Raw genomic sequence first — 21,455 nt, forward strand, 5'->3', positions numbered from 1 at the left:
GCGCGGATTCGTCAAGGATTTAATAAGACTCAGGATTTGAGCCCCAACCAGGGTAGAATAGGGTCTCATGTTGAGACTCTACCAATCCAACCAACTTGAAATTCTGGCGCGGCAGCTAGCCGAGGTGCTTGCTACCCCAGCTCTATCCCCTCTGCAGAGCGAACAGATCGTGGTTCAGCATCCCGGAATGGGGCGTTGGCTCTCACAGCGGATTGCATCTCAACTGGGGATCAGCGCCAATCTGGAGTTTCCCCTGCCGGCAAACTTCCTCTGGCAGCTGTTTGAACAGCTGTTGCCCGATGTGCCCCATCAGGACAGCTATCAACCGAAACATCTCGCTTGGCGTATACACCAGCTGCTGGCCAGTCTCAGCGGGCAGCCTGATTATGCCGCGATCGGGGATTATCTCTCGGATGGTGGGGATTTGCGCCGCTTTCAGTTGTCTCAGCAGCTTGCCCGGCTGTTTGATCAATATCTACTCTATCGTCCCGATTGGATTCATGCCTGGCAGGCCGGTGAGTCTGCCGTGCCCGGTGACCACTGGCAGGCGGATCTCTGGCGTAAGCTGGTGGACCAGGAGAGCAGACACTGGGTCCATTTTCAGCAACAGCTGTTTCAGTCGATCGACACGGCTAAGCCACTCAATGCGTGCAATCCCAGGGTGTGCATCTTCGGAGTGCCTTCACTCTCGCCGGGCTACCTGGAGATCATTCGCTATCTTGCTAACTGGATCGATGTGCACCTGTTTCTGGTCAATCCATGCCAGGCTCACTGGGCAGAGATTGTCACCCCGGAGGAGCAGGCCCGATTCTCCCTGGCGGCCTCGGGTGAGGATCTCTATCTCGACCTGGGACACCCCTTGCTGGCCACCCTGGGGCGTCAGGGGAGGGACTTTTTTGCCGCGATCAACGAAATGGATCCTGGCAGTGAGGAGGCCTTCACGATGCAGCCTGATGCGAGCCTGCTGCATCGATTACAGAACCAGATACTGAATCTCGAACCACCAGAGACTGGCGCTGAAGCGGACGACTCCATCAGCTTTCAGCTCTGCCACAGTCCGATGCGCGAGGCTGAAGTGCTCTATGATCAGCTGCTGGCGGCGCTGGATGACCTTGCCGGCCTGCGGCCTGATGAGATCCTGGTCATGACAACCGATATCGAGCGCTACGCACCCCTGCTGGAAGCGGTCTTTGCTGCCCCGGGAGAGCGTCCGAAAATTCCCTATCGGATCAGCGATCACTCGATCCAGCGGAGTAATCCGCTCGCTGAAGGCCTGTTGAGTCTGTTATCCCTGCCTGGCTCCCGCTATGGGGTCACCGAGCTGCTGGCGCTGCTGGAACAAGCTGCTGTCAGAGCGCGTTTTGGGCTCGATGAGGCTGGTCTGGAAAAGGTGACCCAGTGGCTGCAGCAGGCATCCATCCGTTGGGGACGGGACGGTGCCAACAAAGTGGATTTCGGCCTGCCGGAAGAGGATCGCAACACTTGGCGGGCCGGGTTGCGTCAACTGATGCTGGGCTATGCCCTGGCCGATCACGGGGAGAGCCTGTGGCGTGGCGTCTATCCATTGGACGCGGTGGAGGGATCAGACAGCCAGTGGCTGGGAGGTCTGCTGGCATTCACCGAGGCGGTGTTCGAACTGGAGTCGGTTTTTGCCGAGTCAGCGACACCACTGCAGTGGCAGAAAAGGCTGACAGATACGATCGAACGCTTCTTTGCCGTGGAGAGCAACACGGAACAGGATCTGATCGGGGTGCGAAGCTGTATCGAACAGCTGGTGGAGGAGACTGGTGATGCGGGCTACCAGGCGAGCCTCTCCCTGGCACTGGTCAGACATCGATTGAGCGAACTGTTTGAGCAGCCGGTGGAACGGGGCTTTCTGGGTGGTGGTGTCAATATCTGTGCGCTGGCGCCGATGCGCAGCCTGCCGTTCCGGGTGATCTGTCTGCTGGGGATGAACGATGGCCAGTTTCCACGTCAGCAACAGGAGTTGGGGTTCGATCTGATGCGGCGGGAGTTCCGCAACGGGGATCGATCCCGCCGGGTGGACGACCGTTATCTGTTTCTCGAAACCCTGCTGTCGGCCCGGCAGCGTTTGATCATCAGCTACTGTGGCCAGAGTCAGCGGGACAACATGCCGATGCCGGCCTCTGTGGTGGTCGAGGAGCTACGGGACTGTCTGCAGCAGATGGTTGGTGAAACCGGCCTTGCCCGGATCAGCCAGCGACACCCGTTGCAACCTTTCTCGCCGGACTATTTCCGCAGCGGCAGCGATCTGTTCAGCTACTCAACAGAGATGCGCGAAGCGGCCATGACGGTCGGTCGGGGCAGGGCGATCGATCTTCCGCTGGTTGAACAGCCGCTGCCGGCTACGGAGTCACAGCAGGTGATCGAGCTGGATCAGCTGATACAGTTTTTTGAGAATCCCCAACGACAGTTTGCCCGGTTTCGCTTGGGCATCAATCTGGAGGCGGCTGCACAGCTGCCGGAGGAGCGGGAGCGGTTTGCCTACGACCGTTTCGAGCAGAGTGATCTGGAACATCAGATGGTGGATCTACTGCTCCAGGAGCAGCCGGCTGAGCCGCTGTTTGAACTGTTCGACGGTCGCGGTCTGTTACCACATGGTCAGGCGGGCAGGCTGGCATTCGAAGCGATGCTGGACAGGGCTCAGTCGATGAGCAGCCGGGTTGCCGACTGCCAGGGGGAGAGGCTGGATGCGCCATTGGTCGTGGAGATCCCTTTTGAACAGAACCGCCTGAGTGGTTATCTGCGAACGGTCAACCAGTCTGGTCTGCTGGTCTACAACACGGCCGGGCTCTATCCATACCACTTGCTCAGAGCGTGGATTCGGCATCTGGTACTGAATCAGTTGCGCCCCGAAGGGGTCAGTCTGGAGACCCGCTTGCTGGAGGCTGAGCGGGATGGCCGTTTCACCCCGGTCGATCAGCCTGAGGAGCATCTGCAGAAGCTGATGCAGGCCTATCAAACCGGCATGCAGACCCCCTTGCCATTCTATCCGGGCACCTCCTGGCAGTTTGTTGAACGCTATCTGCAGGGAGACCCGGAGAAGGCGCAAAAGGAGGCGGAGAGAAAGTGGTTCGGCAGCAGCCACCATAGTGGTGACGCGAGTAAACCCTACAATCAACTGCTCTACCAGGGCCATGCCCTGAATCATCAGGCTTTCTCAGAGACCAGCCTGACACTGCTGCAACCTCTGATGCAGCATCTGGAGTGGCAGTAGTGGCGGCAGATTCAGGCATGATGATCGAACGCTTTTCTCTGCAGGGGGTCAATCTGGTCGAGGCCAGTGCGGGTACCGGTAAGACCCACACCCTCTCCAGTCTCTATCTGAGGCTGCTGCTGGAGCAGGGGTTGATGCCCCAGTCGATCCTTGTGATGACCTATACCAAGGCGGCAACCGCTGAGCTGAAAACCCGGATACGTCAACGGATTGTTGAAGCCAGGCAGTGGTTTCAGGCGGCCGATACCCCGGATCCGCTGTTCCAGACGATCGATGAAAAAGTGGCCGACAGATCCCTAGCGATACGCCAGCTCGATCTGGCCCTGGCCAGTTTCGATCGGGCAACGATTTTCACCATCCACGGATTCTGCCAACGGGTGCTGACGGAATTCGCCTTCGAAAGCGGGCAATCCTTCACCACCGCGCTGGTCCCCGATCAGGCGGAACGACTGCAACAGATCGCGGATGATTTCTGGCGTCTCGAGATGTCCAGTCTGCCAAGACACTTCTTCAGCGCCCTGCAGGGGTGGATCGCCACTCCGGATCAACTGCTCGCGAGAGTCAAACCGGCGCTGGGCAAGCCCTATCTCCGGGTGAGTGGTGCGGCATGGCCCGACAATCTGGCCAGCTTGGAGCAACAGGCCGAGCAGGCATTGCAACAGTTGCGCACCTGCTGGTATGCCGAAAGGGAGCAGGTGGAGAAACTGCTGAGTGACAAGCAGCTGCTCAAAGGCTATCGCGCCGATTGGCTGGCAGGTTGGTGTGCACGGATGGATCTGTGGCTCAACGGTACTCTCTATGAGGCCCCCTTCGATAAGGTGATCCGTTTTACCCCGGAGGTGATCGCTCAGGCGGTGAAGAAGGGCAAAACAGCGCCGGAAAATCGGTTTTTCAATGCCCTGGCGGACTATCTGCCCCTCTCTGAGCAGTGTGTGGCTGCCTTCCATCAGGCCAAGGTGGCCTGGCAGGCCCGCCTCTACCACTACCTGCAGCAGGAGTTGCCCCGTCGCCAGGTGGAGGCGGGGGAGTGGTCCTATGACGATCTGCTGCTGCAGCTTCATGAGGCGCTGCAAAAGGATCAGTCGGGGCAGCTGTGCGGTCTGCTGCGCAACCGCTATCAGGTCGCACTGGTGGATGAGTTTCAGGATACCGATCCGATTCAGTATGAGATCCTGCATCGGATCTACGCAGAATCGGAACAGCCCCTGATTCTGGTCGGCGATCCCAAACAGGCGATCTACAGTTTTCGCGGCGCCGATATCTACACCTATCTGCAAGCCCGGGAGGGTGCCGGGGGGCGACGCCACACCCTGGATACCAACTGGCGCTCCACCCCCGATATGGTGCAGGCGATCAACACCCTGTTCGGTTTTTCACCCCGTCCTTTCTACGACCACCGAATCGGCTTCCAGCCCACCGAGGCGGCCGAGCGGCCCCGGGATCAGCTGACCGAGCAGGGCAGGCCGAGTGCGGCGCTGCAGATCTGGCGTTTGCCTGCTGAGGAGGGCTTATCGGTTGAGACACTGCGTCAATCCGTCGCAGAAACCACCGCGGCAGAGATCGCCAGTCTGCTTTCTGTGGATGATTCAAGGCAGGTCAGAATCGGCTCAAGGCGGTTGCTCGGCAGTGATATCGCCATCCTGGTGCGAACCCACTCGCAAGCCAGTTGTCTGGCCGTAGCACTGGCCGCCAAAGGCATCGCCAGCGTACGCAGCAGTCAGCAGAGTGTCTATTGGAGCGCAGAGGCCGAGGCGCTGGAGCGGGTCTTGATTGCGTTGCTTGAGCCGCACCGGGAAGCGGTTGTGCGTGGGGCCCTGGCAACCCCGCTGTTTGGCTGGAACGGTGCTGAGATCGATCGCATGAATGAAGACGAACCGCTGCAGAGTCAGATCACCCGGCACTTCTTCGAATACCATCAGGTCTGGCGCAGCAGTGGCTTCATGGTCATGATCCGGGGCCTGATGACCGAGTTCAGCATGGAGAGCCGGATGCTCGAGTATCACGATGGCGAGCGTCGTCTGACCAATCTCTACCATCTGCTGGAGCTGCTGCAACAGCATGAAAACAGCCAACGCCCCGGCATGGAGGGGCTGCTGAAGTGGTTCGCACAGCAGCGCCAATCCAGCTCCCAGGATGAGGAGCGTTTGCTGCGTCTGGAGAGCGATGGGGATCTGGTGAAAATCGACACGCTGCACCACAGTAAAGGTCTGGAATACGGCATCGTCTTCTGCCCCTATCTGTGGGACGAATCCCCGGAGAAGCGCAGTGACTGGCCGTTTCTGTTTCACGACCCACTGGACAACGATGCGGCGGTGCTTGAACTGGGCTCATTGAATATGGAGCAGAACCGGGGCTATCGCCAGCAGGAGAACCTGGCGGAGAACATCCGGCTGGCCTACGTGGCACTGACCCGATCCCGCTACCGCTGCTATCTCCCCTGGGGTTTGACCAAACAGAATCGTCATGGAGCGCTCTGCTGGCTGCTGCACAGCCGAGGCAGTGCACAACCGCCACATCAGTTGAGCGATTGGCTGTCGACCGCCAAGGCGCTGCAGCCCGCCGATGATGACGCCCAGCTGAGTGCATTGGCGGCCTCGGCGGGATCGACCGTTTCCGTCACGCCGATGCCCGGCTTTGAAGTGGCAGGGCAGATGTCCCTGCCACTGCCCCCTGAACTGATCCCGGCCAGACGTTTCAGCAAAGCGCTGCCCAAACATCAGCAGGTCGCCAGTTTCTCATCCCTGATCGCCGGCCTGCCGGAGGATCTGCCGGATCATGACGGCATCGAGGCGAGCGACAGCACCACCCTGGAGTTCGAGTCACGGCTCGATGTGCATGGTTTCCCCAGAGGTGCCGGTCCCGGCAGCTGTCTGCATGCGATTCTGGAAAACCTCGACTTCCAGCAAACGGACCGGAGTGCAATGGAGCAGTTGGTTGAAGAGAAGCTGTTGCTCTACGGCATCGACCTGCAGTGGCGTGAGGTGGTGGTGCCATGGATGCAGCGCTTACTGGCCACCCCACTGACCGAAAGCGGGCTGCACCTGGGCCAGATAACCCCGAGCCAGCGTCTCAACGAGATGGCCTTTCAGTTTCCGGTGAGCGCCTTCAATACCCGGCAGATAAGCCAGCTGGCGGAACGCACCCGGTTCAGTCATGCCCCTGGGCTGATTGCCGGTCTGGGCGGTTTGGGGCGCGACAGCGTGGATGGCTATCTGAAAGGCTATATCGACCTGATTTTTGAATCTCAGGGCCAGTATTTTCTAGCGGATTACAAATCGAACTGGCTCGGCACCGACTACCCGGCCTACCACCAGCTGGCCCTGACAGAAGCCATGGCCTCACACCACTATCCGCTGCAGTATGTGCTCTACACCCTGGCGCTGCATCGCTATCTGCGGCTGCGAATTCCCAACTATGACTATGAAAAACACGTCGGTGGTGTCTTCTATCTCTTCCTGAGAGGTATGCGTCCAGAAGGGGAGCAGGGTATGGGCATCGTGCAGGAGCGGCCACCGGTCGACTTCATCAACGCCATGGATGAGATGATCGGAGAGCTGTCATGACAGCCGGGTCCGAGCAGCACCCGTTCGAACAGACAGCGGCCCAACTGAAACGGCTGCGAGACCACAATCTGCTGGAGGATCTGGACTGCCAACTGGCGATGTTCCTGCTGCAGGAGGCGGATCAACCGTCGCTGCAACTGGCTCTGGCGATTGCCCTGACCTGCCGGGCGACCGATGAGGGGCACGTCTGCCTCGATTTGGATCAGCATGCACAGCGGGCACTGCTGCCCGGGATCGACCCAACACTCAGAACGCCGCCACTCGATGAGTGGCGCTCAGCATTACTTGACAGTGGTGTGGTCGGCAGTCCGGGCAGTCGACAGCCGCTGGTGCTCGACGATCAGCAGAGGCTCTATCTGCATCGATATTGGGACTATGAGCAACGCCTGGCGAGCGCACTGCTGCAACGCGCTTCAGACCATGGGGCCATGGTCGACAGGGTGCAGCTGAGCGCTAGCCTGAAGCCGTTGTTTCAGCCGGTAGAAGATCTTGTTACCGATTGGCAGCAGGTTGCGGCAGCCAATGCCCTGCTGTCGAATCTGACAGTGATCTCCGGCGGTCCGGGGACCGGCAAAACCTCGACCGTGGTACGAATTCTGGCTCTGCTGCGCCAACAGCCCGGCGGGAGTGCGCTGCGCATCGGGCTGGCCGCACCAACCGGCATGGCGGCGGCGCGGCTGCAGCAATCGATCCGTGACGCCAAACTCCGCCTGCCCCTGTCGGCAGAAGAGCAGGAAAAGATACCTGAACAGGCCTCCACACTGCATCGGCTGCTGGGTGTCACAAATCAGGGAACCGGTTTTCGACACTATGCAGAGAATCCCCTGTTACTGGATGTACTGATCCTGGATGAGGCCTCGATGGTGGATGTGGCGCTGATGGCCAAGCTGCTGGACGCACTGCCCAGCCAGGCCAGACTGATCCTGCTGGGGGATCGGGATCAGCTCGCTTCGGTAGAGGCGGGTGCGGTATTGGGGGATATCTGTGCCGGTTGCGAAGGGCCGAGTGCTGAATCGGCCGCCACCTTGGCGCAAATCACCGGTCAGCCGATTGAACCGCTACCCCGATCTGACAATTCGCTGCAGGATCGGGTGGTGCTGCTGCACCACAGCTACCGCTTCAGCGCCGAGAGCCCGATCGGTTGTCTGGCATCGGCGATCAACCGGGCAGAGGCTGATCAAGCGATCCATCTGATTCAGCAGGGAACCCCGGAGGATGAGTTGACCTGGTTGGCCGATGAGGCCGAGACACTGGCCCTCGGAGCGGCCCATTTTGCCCAACTCGGCCAGGCGATCGAGCGGGGTGATTCCGTCGAGGCGCTGTTCGAACAGCTGCATGCCTTTCGTATCCTGGCGGCGTTGCGGGAAGGTCCGGCGGGTGTGATACAGCTCAACCAGGGTATCACCGGTCGGCTGAGAGCGCAGGGGGTCATTCCCCAACAGGCAAGCTGGTATGTAGGGCGACCGGTGATGCTGACCCGCAACGACTATCAGCTCAATCTCTACAACGGTGAGACCGGGATCGTGCTGCCCCATCCGGACGGCTCCGGTGAGCTGTCGGTCGCTTTCAATGGGGCCGACGGTGCTATTCGCTGGGTCTCACCATCCCGCTTGCCCTACTGTGAAACCGTCTACGCCCTCACCGTGCACAAAAGTCAGGGGTCGGAATTCCAGCGGGTGCTGTTTCATCTGCCGAAGCAGGACTCACCGGTGCTCTGCCGTGAGCTGGTCTATACCGCCGTCACCCGCGCCAAGCAGCGGTTCATTCTGGTTGGCCCGGAAACGGTTTTCAAAAACGCCTTACTGAGAGGTATGCAGCGCCAGAGTGGCCTCAGTGATCGGCTCAAACGGCTCTCCTAGCTGTGGTTTACGGCGACAGACCGCCACTTTCAATCAATCCCCCGCAACACCACACCTGGGAATGGCCCGATTAAACGGGGCGAGCAGATATTTTGCTGAGCACATAAAAAATAACTTGGGTTGGATAACTCCTGGTTGTGGTAGGGTATGGGCTGTTTGAGTATTGGTGTGAGCATACTTGCTCATACAATTAAATAAAAAACAGTGGCTTATGGCTCTTTTCAAGAAATTAAAACAGATCAATGAAGGGGCCAATCGATCGAATCCACTGACGACAAAATCGGCAGAACCGAACTGCCCTCGGTGACGAGGCGAATCGGCCATAAGAATTTAGTGATCTAAGCGAAGGAGAAGAAACGTCATGATCAACCCCGTTGGTTCAACAGAACTACAACCTTTGTTTGTCTATGACCCGGATACCCACCACAGTCTCTCCCATGAGGCTGAATCACTGCCTTCCGTAGTGATCAGCTCCCAGGCCGCCGGTAATGCGGTGATGATGGGTGCAGGCTACTTCAACCCGCTGAAAGGCTACATGTCGGTCGCTGATGCGATGGGTGCCGCTGAGAAGATGACCCTCACCGATGGCAGCTTCTTCCCAGTGCCTGTACTCTGTCTGCTCGAGAGTATCGATGCAATCGGTGACGCCAAACGCATTGCCCTCAGAGATCCGAACATGGAAGGCAATCCTGTCCTGGCGGTGATGGACATCGAAGCCATCGAAACCATCAGCGATGAGCAGATGGCCGTGATGACCGATAAGGTCTACGGTACTGACGATGCCGAGCATCCCGGTGTGGCGGCGTTCAACGGCCAGGGCCGTATTGCCCTGTCCGGTCCGATCCAGGTACTGAATTTCTCCTACTTCCAGGCTGATTTCCCGGATACCTTCCGCACCGCGGTAGAGATCCGCAATGAGATCCAGGAGCGCGGTTGGAGCAAGATCGTCGCCTTCCAGACTCGTAACCCCATGCATCTGGCCCACGAAGAGCTGTGCCACATCGCCATGGATCGTCTCGGCTGTGACGGCCTGGTGATCCACATGCTGCTGGGTAAGCTGAAGAAGGGTGATATTCCTGCACCGGTGCGTGATGCCGCCATCCGCAAGATGGTCGAGCTCTACTTCCCGCCGAACAGTGCGATGGTGACCGGTTATGGTTTCGACATGCTCTATGCCGGCCCCAGAGAAGCGGTTCTGCACGCCTACTTCCGTCAGAACATGGGCGCCACCCATTTCATCATCGGCCGTGATCACGCCGGTGTGGGTGACTACTACGGTGCCTTCGATGCGCAGACCATCTTTGAGAACGAAGTGCCGGCCGGCGCCATGGAGATCGAGATCTTCAAGGCCGACCACACCGCTTACTCGAAGAAACTCAACAAGGTTGTGATGATGTGTGAAGCACCGGATCACAGCAAAGAGGATTTCGTACTGCTGTCCGGCACCAAGGTGCGTGAGATGCTGGGACAGGGCATTGCGCCTCCCAAAGAGTTCTCCCGTCCTGAGGTGGCTCAGATCCTGATGGATTACTACCAGTCAATAAAATAACAATTGACTCGATAAGAAAAAAATTGCCCGCTTTATGCGGGCATTTTTTTTGTTGCAAGCTTATTATGGAGACGCTTTAAAAACCTTCAGATCAACTGTTCTCCCGGCAGAGGTCGGCTTCCGCTTCGATCATCATCTCAACGATCACTTCAATCTCATCGGGATTGGTTTCCACCAGTTCCCTCAGCTCGGCACAGCTAAACAGCAACATATCATTCATGATAAACACCAAAAAGTATATAATTAATTACTAATATAGTTTGAATCACGCCATTCGTCAAGTCAGCTGTCGGCTGTTCAAAGCGAATCACACGATATTTTGATGTGTTAATGACCTCAGTATTGCCGATATTTAAGGTAAACTAGTCACTGTTAAGGCACTGACGCCCGGCGAATTCCAACTCTGAACATGTCAAATCGCAAAATCACCTTCATCAACCCCCCCTATGACTCCATCGCCAAGGGGTATGAGTTCGTCAAGGAGATCACCAACAACTCCCCCTCGTTGGGATTGATGTATCTGGCGGCCGAGGTGAGAGAACACGGTTACGAGCCGGAGATCATCGAAAGCAACATCATGAACCTCACCATCGAGGGGGTGGTGGAGCGGGTGGTGGAAAGAGCGCCCGCCTATGTGGGCATCACCCTGTTCACCGTCGGTGTCTGGAATACCGCAGAGATCGCCAAATCGATCAAGGAGAAGCTGCCGGAGACGGTGATTATCATTGGCGGTCCTCATGTCTCCTCCATGGGGCGGGAGACCATGGAGCGGTTCAGCCAGTTCGACTATGCGGTTACCGGTGAAGGCGAGAAGACCCTGATGGACCTACTGCGGGCCATCGAAGGGGAGGGCAAGCTCACCGAGGTGCCTGAACTGATCTATCGGGACGGCCCGTTCATCAACCAGACCCAGGGCCGGGCAATCAACCGGGATCTGGATTACCTGCCGATGCCGGCCTGGGATCTGCTGCCTGATTTCCCCCAGGCCTACAAGCCGGCCATCTACGACTATCCCCGTGGCCCGGTGGCCACCATCGCCGCCTCCCGCGGCTGTCCTTTCCACTGTAAATTCTGCGACACCTCCACCTTCGGCGACCGGGTCCGATACTATTCACCGGCCAAGGTGGTGGAGATGATGCGGCATCTCAAACAGACCTATGGCATTCGTCATGTGATGTTCGTCGACGACCTGTTCCTGGCGAGCCGCAAGCGGGCCTCTGAGTTCTGCAAAATCCTCATCGAAGAGGGGCTCAACATGACCTGGTCCTGCACCTCCCGGGTCGATACGGTCCACGAGGATGTGCTGGCGCTGATGAAACAGGCAGGCTGCTGGGAGATCAGCTTTGGCCTGGAGAGCGGTTCCCAGGAGATGCTGGAGAAGATGGTCAAGTCCGCCAAGGTCAAGGATTCGGAACGGGCGGTGAAAATGACCGCCGCTGCAGGCATCCGCACCAAGGGACTTTTCATGCTCGGTTACCCGGGTGAGACGGTGGACTCCATCGAAGAGACCAAGCAGTTCGTGCGCAACATCCCCATGACCATCATGAACCTGACCAAGTTCACCCCCTATCCGGGCTCGCCCATCTACTACGACCTGTATGGTTCGAACATCCGTGACGACCACTGGGAGAAGATGAACGGCATGAACTTCCTCTGGTCCCCGGAAGGGATCAGCATCGACGAACTGGACAAACACTATCGGGAGATGCTGGTCTCCTTCTACCGGCGACCCTCGATCAGCTGGCACTATACCTGGCTGTCGCTGCTCTACCCGCAGCACATGGTTCGGTTGATCAAGTTCGGTGCCCATTTTGCGAAATACAAAGTCACTAACCTGATCCGCAAACCGGCCCTCGAAAACGAAAGTTGAAGCGCTCTGTTGAACATCGACTCCTGACCAATGCCCGAGTTATCGAAAAGGTCTTCTCTCTGGTTTTTTTAGCCGCGAATGGACACAAAGTACCGCGAAAGCCCGCTAATCACTTGGGTGATTGATTCCATATTGCTTCGATTGATTGTCTCATACCGACGTGTACCCACCGCTGTTTGGGAAATAGGTGGGGCATGGCCCCACCCTACCATAGAGTTCAGCGTGTAGGGTGGGGCCATGCCCCACCAAAAAGGTTTGAGTAAGCACCATCCAGGTCTGTTTAAGATTGACTTATCCGGATTATGAATCTTCGTTTATGAGTCACTGCCATGGCTAATACCCTTCAAAATCAACCGCTGCATCCTTTCACCCAGATGATCGGAATCCATTCCGGACAGCAGTGACCGCTTACCGGTTCACGGTAGCAGACTGAGAGGGGATGGCCCTGCAGCTAATTGGGTGAGGGGGGGTAGCAGAAATTGCCTGTTATTTATCTCCCAGAGGCCATCAAGTCTTGGCATTCCGGACCGATAACATAACAAACAGTCATACGCCGTTCATACCTTTGCAATCCGTGGTTTAAGCTGCTTTGTCATGCTAAGGTAACTAAAATTCTGTGACTGGAAAGGAGCTGTACATGCCCGTCTCTAAACGCTCGTTCCAGATACTGCTACTCACAGTGTCTGTGGTTGTACTCCTCTGGCTCAACCAGGGAGAGCACAGCGCTGAACACGGAGGTGGTGCTCACGAAGTCATCCTGCAATCCTTCATCTGGTTTGCCGTGGCAATGGTACTTGCACGGGCCTTCGCCAGTCTGTTCAAGCTGATCAATATTCCAGCAGTTCTGGGCTGCATAACCGCCGGCATCGTTGCCGGCAATTTCGCGCTGATGACCGGTCTCGACTGGCTGGAACCGATCAAGACCACCGAATTCATCCGCATCATTGCAGAATACGCCGTCGTCCTGTTGCTGTTCAAGATCGGCCTCGAATCGAACATTGAAGACATCATGAGCGTCGGGCTCCGCTCCCTGGCGGTTGCCATCGTCGGGGTGGTTGCACCGATGGTGCTTGGCTACGTCACCCTGGCGGTACTGATGCCGGGGCAGTCCGATGTGGTCTACCTGTTCTTCGGTGCGGCACTCTCCGCCACCTCCATCGCCATCACCACACGAACGTTTGAGGACCTGGGGCAGAAGGACTCCACGGAGTCAATCATGGTGCGCTCCGCAGCCGTCATCGACGATGTACTGGGTCTTGTGATCCTCGCTTTCGTATCATCACTGGCCGCCACCAGCGGTGACGCAGAAGCGGTTGGTATCGGTAGCATGTTTGTCATCATCGCCAAAGCGATCCTGTTGTTCGCTGTGGCCATACTGTTCGGTCAGAGCATCGCGCCGGGCCTCAGCTACTGGGTGAGCCGGCTGGAGGACAGCCTGGAGATGAAGGCGGCCTTCGTCATGGGCATAGGCATCGTCTTTGCGGTGCTTGCCTACTCGGTCGGCCTTGAGATGATCGTAGGCGCCTACGCGGTTGGGCTGGCCCTCGATCCGGTTCACTTCCGCTACTTTAAAGAGCCGGAAGCGATCATGGAGTTGCGTGAGCGGCTGTTTCACAACGACACCAAGTGTGAGAAGGAATCGCGCCGCATTCTGGAAGCCACCATCAACAAACACAGCGACAAGCACATTGAAGACCTTATACATGGTTTTGTGATCTTTATCGTGCCGGTGTTCTTCTTCTACACGGGCATGCAGGTCGATCTGGCGTCACTGGTGGCGAATCCGACCATACTGAGTATTGCACTGGCTGTATCCGTTGCGGCGATCGTAGGGAAGTATGTCTCCGGTTGGGCAGCAGGGCCGGGTGTCGACAAGAACACGGTTGGTTGGGCGATGGTGCCTCGTGGTGAAGTCGGTATCGTATTCGCGAATGTGGGTTTGAGTCTGGGTGTCTTGTCTGCGGATCTGTTTGCGACGGTGATCATTATGGTGATTGTGACCACCTTTGCAGCACCGATTGTGCTGGCGTATCGATTGTCACATAAGTCATGATGCCAATTTGGCTATTCGATGGTGTAGCCACTCGTTATTAATCTCGTGTCGGAAACTCCCTGTTTCGCCCTCCTGGGCGAGTCACTTTTCTTTTCTCGCCAAAAGAAAAGTAACCAAAAGAAACGGCGCCCGGCCATCACGCCCCTTCGGGTCCGCTGCGATGCTCAGCAAAAACCGGCGTGCCTGAAACTCGCTATCGCTCAAACAGTCAGGCCCGCTGATCGGTTTTTGCCTGCGCTTCTCGCTCGTGCCGGGACGGGAATCAAGAGGGAGTGGTCCCAAGCTCATCACTTGTATGAAGAGTAGAAAGGCAGGAAGCTAAGTGATTGATATTGTCCTAAATTGGGTGTTATATAGAATGTCTATAATAAATACCCAACAGGGCAGGGGAACTCGGGAAAACAACAATCATGAGTAAAAAGGAATTTGACCGTGTGGAATCCCTTTCGTAAAAAGCTGTTACTCACCGAACAAGACACTCGGTTTCAAATCGAGTGTTACAGATGGCTTCTGACCCATTTCGGAGGGGACGATTTCTATAAAGAAGCCCAACTCGTTCTCCCCACAAGTGACTATTTTCCTTCCATCGTCGACTCAAATGAATCCGCTGCCCAGACCACGTTAAAACAAGTGATGAAATACGCCGGAATGGAGAACTGGCCGGTAACCCTCCAGGTTCAGGAGGAAGATCCCAATCTACGGGTTGCCCCGACTTTAACCGTGCAAAACGTGGAGCAAAGCCCCCTCGGCACCTTCTCGGTAAATGAGAATAACCAAGCCACGATCACCTACAACCCAAAACTCACCGATGATCCAACCCAAATGGTGGCGACCTTCGCTCATGAGTTGTCCCACTATCTCACCGGCACAGCACCAGAACCACCTCCCGGCGGATGGGAAAACTGGGAGTTTGCTACAGATATTGGCGCTACCTTTCTGGGGTTCGGTATTTTCCAGGCAAACGCCGCTTTCAATTTCCGGCAACACGCAAGCGTGGATGCGGTTGGCTGGCAAACGTCTGGCGGCGGTTATCTTACGGAGGCCGAGCACAGCTATGCACTGGCAATCTTTCTGCGTCTTAAAGGGTTAGAGCCGGAAATTGCTTTTCCTCACTGTGATGTGAATGTGAAAGGGTATATCAAGAGGGCATTGGATGAACTTGATCGTAGCAATGCGATTGCTGAGTTGAAGGAGGTGGCTTATGTGCCGCGAAGTTTATGATAAGTTGAGTAATGAAATTGTCCGCAAGCGACCCAAAGCGGGCCTTTCGCGATGTACTAGGTTACGTCTGTAAATCGGGACTAAACACTCCTGAATCGTGCCAGAAATGTTTCAATGAATTCTTTCTTGAGTTTCCTGGCAGTTTTAGGTTCGACGGGACCCTGCAAGATCGGCGGCCAGAAGAAAGTTCCTGCAAAAAGAGACCAAAATATCTCCGCGGCAAGAGCAGGATCCTTCACGTCGAGTCGACCATCTTTTGACGCTGCCTTCAGCCAGGCCGATAAACTGTCCTCCTGGGCCTCGGCCTTTGCATAGGCCTTCTGCGCCAGTTCGGGATGAGAGATAAAAGCAGCAAAAGCCATTCGCATGAGCCCGAGACGTTCAGGCTTGTTTGCCAATACCATCTTGGACTCGGCAAATTCGGCCAATTGTTCCTCCACAGTCTTTTCCGGGTCGTACTTGATCTGTTTGAGGGTAAAGGACTCTTGAAGAAAGCGATCGAACACTTCTTCAAAGAGAGACTCCTTGCTAGGGAAGTGATTATAAACGGTTCGTTTTGAGGCGTTAGCCACCTCAGCCACATAATCCATACTGGCCTTTTCATAGCCTTGTTCCTCAAATGCCTTGAGGGCAGCGTCTACTATGGAATCCCTCTTCTTGCTCGTATCTCTTTTTTTCTCAGTCATATGAAACCCTTATCATAAATTACACCGAATAGTGTAATTTATATTGACGGCCGCCACAAGCTATACTACACTGTGTAGTGTACTTAATATCTGTGAATTTTGCAAATTTGGAGAAGATCATGAACCAAAGCAAAGCCAAGAAAGTAATTCTCATTACAGGGGCCTCCTCTGGAATGGGCAAGGAAACCGCAAAAGACCTTATTCACCAGGGCCATATCGTCTACTGCGCCGCCAGGCGTACGGACAAGATGCAGGATCTGGCAGAAATCGGCGGGAAGCTGATGACATTGGACATATCGAAAGACGAGGACATCGTTTCTTGCGTCGAGAAGATAATTGAAACTGAAGGCCGGGTGGATGTTCTCTGGAACAACGCTGGCTTCGGTTTGTACGGCTCGGTGGAAGAAACCAGCCTGGACGACGCCAGATATCAGTTCGAGGTCAATCTTTTCGGAATGGCTCGCCTTACCCAGTTGGTCGTACCGCACATGAGAAACAAAGGATCAGGAACGATCATCAATACCTCCTCCATCGGTGGCAAAATTTATGCCCCACTGGGCGCCTGGTACCACGCAAGCAAACACGCGGTAGAAGGATACTCCGATTGCCTGAGACTCGAACTCGAACCGTTCGGAATTAACGTGGTGGTGTTGGAACCTGGTGCCATAAAAACCGAGTTCCCCGAGGTTATGTCCAAACAGGTTTTGGGTCATTCGGGCAGTGGGCCATACCAGGAAATGGCCAGGCGAGTTTCGAATCTGAGCTTGAAGGAATCTGGATTGGACGGATCCGGATCGCCTCCGTCAGTTATTTCGAAGACCATTCAAACCATTATTGGATCCAGGAAACCCAAAACCCGGTATGCCGTTGGCAAGTTTTCGACTTCGACGCTAGTCATGAGGCAAATCCTGTCGGATCGAACCTTCGATAAAGTGATCAACTCGATGGTGCAGTGAGGAATAAAGCAATGTTCGGCACAATGATTTCCAACATGATGGTCAAACCTTACCAGTCTCCATTGTTCGATAGTCCCGAGAACTGGGGGCTCGACTACGAGAGCGTAGAATTTCCGGCAACCGACGGTACCTTATTGCGCGGTTGGTTGATCCGGGGCGGAAGTGACCGTGTCATCGTCCAGAGTCACTTTGGCGTGCAGTGCAGTCGCGGCGGCTGGACCCCGAAAGGCAAAGGCCTGATCAAACCGTGGAAAAACGACATCAGTTTTTTGCGCCAGGCGAAATACCTGGTCGAAAATGGCTATTCCGTGCTGATGTATGATTTTCGCGGACACGGTGAGAGCGATCTCGGCCCCATTCCGTGGGTGAGCTGGGGCCAGGAGGAAGCGAAGGACGTCATCGGTGCGGTCGACTACATCAGCACACACCCCGACTTCGCCAACGCTTCGATCGGTCTGCTGTCGATTTGCATGGGCTCGGCGGCGACGACCTACGCCTATGGGCTTGAGGACGGCCTCTCAGGACGCGATCGCGTCAAGGCATTGGTGGCGGTGCAGCCGCTGCTGTACAGCTGTTTCGTCGATGCTCTCGGCATGCCCGGCTTTGCAAGACGCTCGGGTGAAAAAGTCACCGTGGAGCGCCTAGGATTCGATATCGCCGGTCCCAACTTCGTCGAGCAGGCTGCGAGCATCAGCGTGCCGACGCTCGTCGTACAAAATGCCAACGACCCCTGGACACAAATGTCGATGGTGGAAGACTACTACCAGCGACTGACCGTGGAGAAGGAACTGAAAATGCTCGACCTGGACAAAAGCCGTTTCGCAGCCTACGACCGTATTGGCACGCACCCTCAGGAATTCACCGACTGGTTCGATGACCATATGTATGGTGCGTACTAATCGATCGTCAAATAGACCGACATAGGAAAATACCATGACCCTGTTGACCTCCAAATGGCTGTGGGCCGTAGTTGGCGCCGCAATACTACTTACGGTGCTCTATTTCGCTGGACGAAAGACCTTTCATGCTGAGATCGTGATTCCGGCATCGCCGCAAGCGGTTTGGGCCGTGCTTTCCGACCACACAGGCTACGCAGACTGGAATCCGTTGCTTGTGCCAATCGCGGGCAGTCTGAGCGTCGGCAGCAAGGTGACCTACCGGATGACCCAGCCGAACGGCAAGCAGAGCGAGTTCGAGGCAACCATCATCGAAATCGAGCCCGGTCGACGAATTCGTCAATTCGCTGGACTGCGCGGAGTTCTGACCGCCGATCACGAATACCGACTTGAGGCGGTCGACGGGGGTACACGGGTGATCCAGCATGAGGTGGACAACGGCCTGGCAATGCTATTCTGGGATTCGAGTTGGGTGCAACCGAGTTACGAGAGGGTCAACGAAGCCTTGCGAGCTCGCGTTATGGAACTGGCAAAGTAAGCGATGTAGTCCGCGCCAAAATCTATGAATGTTGAGAGTCCGTTATTGGCCGAAAGCAGTCAATGAAAAAAGTCATGCATTATCATATTGGAAGTAATATATGGCATGAGGAAATGAAGCGATATTCACATGTGCCTCTGAGTGAGTTGGCATTCACCGGGCGAAGAAAAGAGAATTAATCAGATATCCTTTTGATCTTACAAACTAGATCAGAGGTTGCACTGTCAGCATAATGAGAAACAACCTTCTGCAAGGTTTTACGTATCTTTGAATCTGCGGTTTTCTTACCGGAGAGATCAAGTGCTCTCGTGCAATCATTCCATTCCTGTTTTTGTAACACTCGTTTAATCAACAGGCTGTTCTCAGCATCATCTAACAGCCCATCGACAAGTGCATTTAAGGCGAGTGTCTGAATGGTGGCCTGGGTATAGTCATATCCCCGATTGCCAAAAGCGTATGCAATCGCATCCAACCACTCCTGTTCTGTCAGATCCGACATGGGGGGTGTTTCAATCCCCTTGAGCAGGAGTACGAGCAATTCAGTTGATACTTGACTCAGTGGCTCTGCAAGTAGTGCTGGCAGTTGTCTGGCATAGCTGGTTCTAGCTTGTTTCAGCATCGATTCGCCTCTACTACTCAGGGCCTGGATATGCATTACTGATTGCTGACTGCTGCTTGCTCCCGGATGGATACCCAACCTTACGGCTTTCATGCCGTTGGCCTGCCAGAATCGGATCAGTCTCGTCTCAGCACCAAAACTGACACCAAGATAGTCATACGCCTGATCAGAGGCGTAATTTTGAATCGTATTAAGCAGTTGTTGACCAAGGCCTCGGTTCTGCAGGGCAGGATGAACGGCAATTCTCATGATCCGCAATCCCTTCAGAGTCGACGCCGTTCTCAAACCCAGATGAGCGGAGAGTGATTGGGCCAGTAAGTGTCCTCGGGGCCGCCGTCGACCGAGCCAGATCTGTTCTGCGAGTTCTGCAGAAAATTCCCCTTCGGAGGCGAGCAGGGCTACGGCGATGATCTGTTGTCGATGTTTCACAACCACCGGTTGCAGATTCGGTCCGTCCAGCAGATGCCAGAGATCCCTTGGTGTGGTCCGGTAGTGGGCCAGGACCAGCAGGCCGAAGAACTGTTGCAGCTGCTGTTCATCTTCCATCAGCTGCTTTTGGCTGGGAAAGGTTATGGAGAGCTGGTCGTTATCCAGGGGTATGTCGTGATCAATCTGCGCCGGTTCTGCATCCAGGGCCAGCATTCTGAAGACCAGCTGTTCCAGGGGATCATTGGATGCCCAACGGATCGGTGTCTTGAGCTGAATCTCCCGCCACTGGGGGCGTTGCTGGTCGAGGTGTTTTTTAAATCGGTGGTTGAATCCCAGGCCGGTGCCTTCATAGCCATGCACTGTGGTGGCGAAGGTGATACGGGGGTAGTGGGCCAGCAGTTTTTTGAGTTGGGGCGTGGGGATGGCGGCTGCTTCATCCACCAGCAGAAGATCTCCCTGGGGCTGCTCCAGGATCAATCGATCCGGGGCGACAAACTCAATCATGCCTTGCTGGTGGTGGAGGGTATCCGCTCCCTGTTGTTCCATCCCCAGTTCCCGGGCTGCCATGGCGAACAGGGTCTCCACTGCAGCCTGTCGTGTGGCGGTTACCAGGATGCGCTTGTAGCCGTTCTGGAGAAGCCGGGCGGCGGCGATCCCCAGGGCTGAGGATTTACCGCGTCCCCGGTCGGAGCTGAGTACCAGCGGCCGTTTGCCATGGCCTTTGACCACATGGATGATCGCTTCTACGGCGGCAGATTGATCGTTGGTACAGCAGCTGGGATCCGTTGTGGTTGAATCTGTTTGGTCTGGCAGTGTGTCGGTCTGTGTGGGCTTGATAGCAGCGGCTGTGATTCTGGCAACAGTCGGTTCGGTTTCCAGGATGGATGCAAGCCTTGTGAAGAAGCGGCTGGGTTTGGGCAGGTTGTAGTTGGCCACGGTGATCCGCTCGGCTTCCGGATCACTCTGCTCGGCCCACTGATCCAGGGCAGGGGTCAGCAGGAGCAGGAGTCCGCCGCCCGCCAATGTGCCGCTGACTGCGCCGAAGGCGTCCGGGTCGAATCCTGAAAAGGCGTTGTAGATCAGCAGGCCAGATTCCCTGCCCAGATGCTGCCGTGTCTGTTGATTGCCGGCATGGGTGATGCCTTCCGGTGGATGTTCTCCAATCCACAGTGTGTTGGGTTCGTTGATCCCTTCAACGATCTGTTTGGCCTGCTCAATACACCAGACTGCTTCACCCGCGATATGCAGAAGGTAGCGATGCCGTCTCTGTTGAGCCAGTTGACGGGTCTCTGAGACCAGGTGCGTGATTGTGTTGATGGTTTTGATAATCTTTCAGGATCTGCTGTTGGTGTTGGTATCAGTGCATCATTGAAAGTGCTGCATTGGTATGGTTAAAGCATGCCATGAATTACTATTGACTGTAATACCTATCTGTTGGATGGTGGGTTGCTGCCTAAGGCAATTCTGCTACTGGTTGTCACTGTCCATTATCCATCCGATGGTGGTTTCTGGGTCCAGCATTCGCACGGGTGTCGAAAATCAAACGATTCAGAGGTTACCTATCGACTTTAATGAAGTGAGTCATGCTGAAGCTGAGTGCGAAGGGCCAGATTTCATTTATGATTGAACAGTGCTGAATGGCCTTCTTCCAACCAGGTGGTCAAAGCTGGAAATAGTCACATAGCATCTGTGTGCCCAATAGGCGGGGTGAGCTACTCCCCTCTCCCCTTGCGGGAGAGGGGCTGGGGGAGAGGGGGAGAATGAACGGCATCATTTGACCAATACTCGATAAGATAAAAGATGAAGGGTTAAATTGGCTTTATCTTTAAGGCACTTGAAGCGCTTCGCGCGCACCCTCTCCCCAACCCCTCTCCCATTGTATAGACCGGAGACATAGGTAACACATGTTCGGAGACATGGGTAACACCTGAAATAAACTGTATGACAAATTCTCAATGGGAGATGAGTCATGCCGTGG

Annotated in this window: 13 protein-coding genes; 10 read left to right on the forward strand and 3 right to left on the reverse strand. The window is 55.7% G+C overall.

Annotated elements, in window-relative coordinates; translation table 11 throughout:
- The first annotated feature begins 67 nt into the window (after positions 1–67).
- The 4 genes from recC to sat all read left to right on the forward strand — a co-directional run bounded on the left by recC (position 68) and on the right by sat (position 10,209).
- Positions 68–3,238, forward strand: coding sequence for an exodeoxyribonuclease V subunit gamma (gene recC, locus AC4IE8_RS21785; protein WP_490792043.1), 3,171 nt, complete (start codon positions 68–70; stop codon positions 3,236–3,238).
- Positions 3,238–6,801 carry an exodeoxyribonuclease V subunit beta gene (gene recB, locus AC4IE8_RS21790; protein ID WP_490792044.1) on the forward strand — a complete coding sequence of 1,188 codons (3,564 nt, stop codon included), beginning with the start codon at positions 3,238–3,240 and terminating at the stop codon, positions 6,799–6,801. Before recC ends, recB begins: the two co-directional genes overlap by 1 nt.
- Complete coding sequence (recD, locus tag AC4IE8_RS21795; protein WP_490792045.1) at positions 6,798–8,660, forward strand: exodeoxyribonuclease V subunit alpha; 1,863 nt, start codon at positions 6,798–6,800, stop codon at positions 8,658–8,660. Before recB ends, recD begins: the two co-directional genes overlap by 4 nt.
- 361 nt (positions 8,661–9,021) lie before the next feature.
- Positions 9,022–10,209, forward strand: a complete 1,188-nt coding sequence (gene sat, locus AC4IE8_RS21800; protein WP_490792046.1) for a sulfate adenylyltransferase — start codon at positions 9,022–9,024, stop codon at positions 10,207–10,209.
- 91 nt (positions 10,210–10,300) lie between these two features.
- On the opposite strand, the gene AC4IE8_RS21805 is transcribed toward sat, so the two are convergent.
- Positions 10,301–10,429 carry a hypothetical protein gene (locus AC4IE8_RS21805; RefSeq protein ID WP_490792047.1) on the reverse strand — a complete coding sequence of 43 codons (129 nt, stop codon included), beginning with the start codon at positions 10,427–10,429 and terminating at the stop codon, positions 10,301–10,303.
- Positions 10,430–10,618: 189 nt separating this feature from the next.
- On the opposite strand from AC4IE8_RS21805, the gene AC4IE8_RS21810 reads away from it, so the two are divergent.
- The 3 genes from AC4IE8_RS21810 to AC4IE8_RS21820 all read left to right on the forward strand — a co-directional run bounded on the left by AC4IE8_RS21810 (position 10,619) and on the right by AC4IE8_RS21820 (position 15,353).
- Positions 10,619–12,079: a B12-binding domain-containing radical SAM protein gene (locus tag AC4IE8_RS21810; protein WP_490792048.1), complete on the forward strand. Its 1,461-nt coding sequence runs from the start codon at positions 10,619–10,621 to the stop codon at positions 12,077–12,079.
- A gap of 637 nt (positions 12,080–12,716) precedes the next feature.
- Positions 12,717–14,132 (forward strand): cation:proton antiporter, encoded by a 1,416-nt coding sequence (locus tag AC4IE8_RS21815; RefSeq protein WP_083226161.1) that lies wholly within the window; start codon positions 12,717–12,719, stop codon positions 14,130–14,132.
- A 432-nt stretch (positions 14,133–14,564) separates the two neighbouring features.
- Positions 14,565–15,353, forward strand: a complete 789-nt coding sequence (locus AC4IE8_RS21820) for a hypothetical protein (protein ID WP_490792049.1) — start codon at positions 14,565–14,567, stop codon at positions 15,351–15,353.
- A gap of 80 nt (positions 15,354–15,433) precedes the next feature.
- On the opposite strand, the gene AC4IE8_RS21825 is transcribed toward AC4IE8_RS21820, so the two are convergent.
- A complete protein-coding gene (locus tag AC4IE8_RS21825) occupies positions 15,434–16,039 on the reverse strand; it encodes a TetR/AcrR family transcriptional regulator (RefSeq protein ID WP_490792050.1) in 606 nt (201 codons plus the stop codon).
- Positions 16,040–16,158: 119 nt separating this feature from the next.
- On the opposite strand from AC4IE8_RS21825, the gene AC4IE8_RS21830 reads away from it, so the two are divergent.
- Genes AC4IE8_RS21830 through AC4IE8_RS21840 form a run of 3 tightly spaced genes read left to right on the forward strand, consistent with a single transcriptional unit; the run spans position 16,159 to position 18,429 of the window.
- The gene (locus AC4IE8_RS21830) at positions 16,159–16,995 is read left to right on the forward strand and encodes an oxidoreductase (RefSeq protein WP_490792051.1); all 837 of its coding nucleotides are present in this window, start codon (positions 16,159–16,161) and stop codon (positions 16,993–16,995) included.
- Between the two features lie 11 nt (positions 16,996–17,006).
- A complete protein-coding gene (locus AC4IE8_RS21835) occupies positions 17,007–17,894 on the forward strand; it encodes an alpha/beta hydrolase (protein ID WP_490792052.1) in 888 nt (295 codons plus the stop codon).
- A 34-nt stretch (positions 17,895–17,928) separates the two neighbouring features.
- Complete coding sequence (locus tag AC4IE8_RS21840; RefSeq protein ID WP_490792053.1) at positions 17,929–18,429, forward strand: SRPBCC family protein; 501 nt, start codon at positions 17,929–17,931, stop codon at positions 18,427–18,429.
- 175 nt (positions 18,430–18,604) lie between these two features.
- Here AC4IE8_RS21840 and AC4IE8_RS21845 read toward each other — a convergent pair whose 3' ends face one another.
- A complete protein-coding gene (locus tag AC4IE8_RS21845) occupies positions 18,605–20,806 on the reverse strand; it encodes a tRNA(Met) cytidine acetyltransferase TmcA (protein ID WP_490792055.1) in 2,202 nt (733 codons plus the stop codon).
- Between the last annotated feature and the right edge of the window lie 649 nt (positions 20,807–21,455).

This window comes from Candidatus Thiodiazotropha sp. AKAK2 (assembly GCF_058244685.1).

What these genes read in the sequence shown, in the direction of transcription:
- AC4IE8_RS21805 (WP_490792047.1), bottom strand. Translation starts at nt 10,429, where the DNA reads ATGAATGATATGTTGCTGTTTAGCTGTGCCGAGCTGAGGGAACTGGTG.
- recC (WP_490792043.1), top strand. Translation starts at nt 68, where the DNA reads ATGTTGAGACTCTACCAATCCAACCAACTTGAAATTCTGGCGCGGCAG.
- AC4IE8_RS21835 (WP_490792052.1), top strand. Translation starts at nt 17,007, where the DNA reads ATGTTCGGCACAATGATTTCCAACATGATGGTCAAACCTTACCAGTCT.
- AC4IE8_RS21825 (WP_490792050.1), bottom strand. Translation starts at nt 16,039, where the DNA reads ATGACTGAGAAAAAAAGAGATACGAGCAAGAAGAGGGATTCCATAGTA.
- AC4IE8_RS21810 (WP_490792048.1), top strand. Translation starts at nt 10,619, where the DNA reads ATGTCAAATCGCAAAATCACCTTCATCAACCCCCCCTATGACTCCATC.
- sat (WP_490792046.1), top strand. Translation starts at nt 9,022, where the DNA reads ATGATCAACCCCGTTGGTTCAACAGAACTACAACCTTTGTTTGTCTAT.
- AC4IE8_RS21840 (WP_490792053.1), top strand. Translation starts at nt 17,929, where the DNA reads ATGACCCTGTTGACCTCCAAATGGCTGTGGGCCGTAGTTGGCGCCGCA.
- AC4IE8_RS21815 (WP_083226161.1), top strand. Translation starts at nt 12,717, where the DNA reads ATGCCCGTCTCTAAACGCTCGTTCCAGATACTGCTACTCACAGTGTCT.
- recD (WP_490792045.1), top strand. Translation starts at nt 6,798, where the DNA reads ATGACAGCCGGGTCCGAGCAGCACCCGTTCGAACAGACAGCGGCCCAA.
- AC4IE8_RS21830 (WP_490792051.1), top strand. Translation starts at nt 16,159, where the DNA reads ATGAACCAAAGCAAAGCCAAGAAAGTAATTCTCATTACAGGGGCCTCC.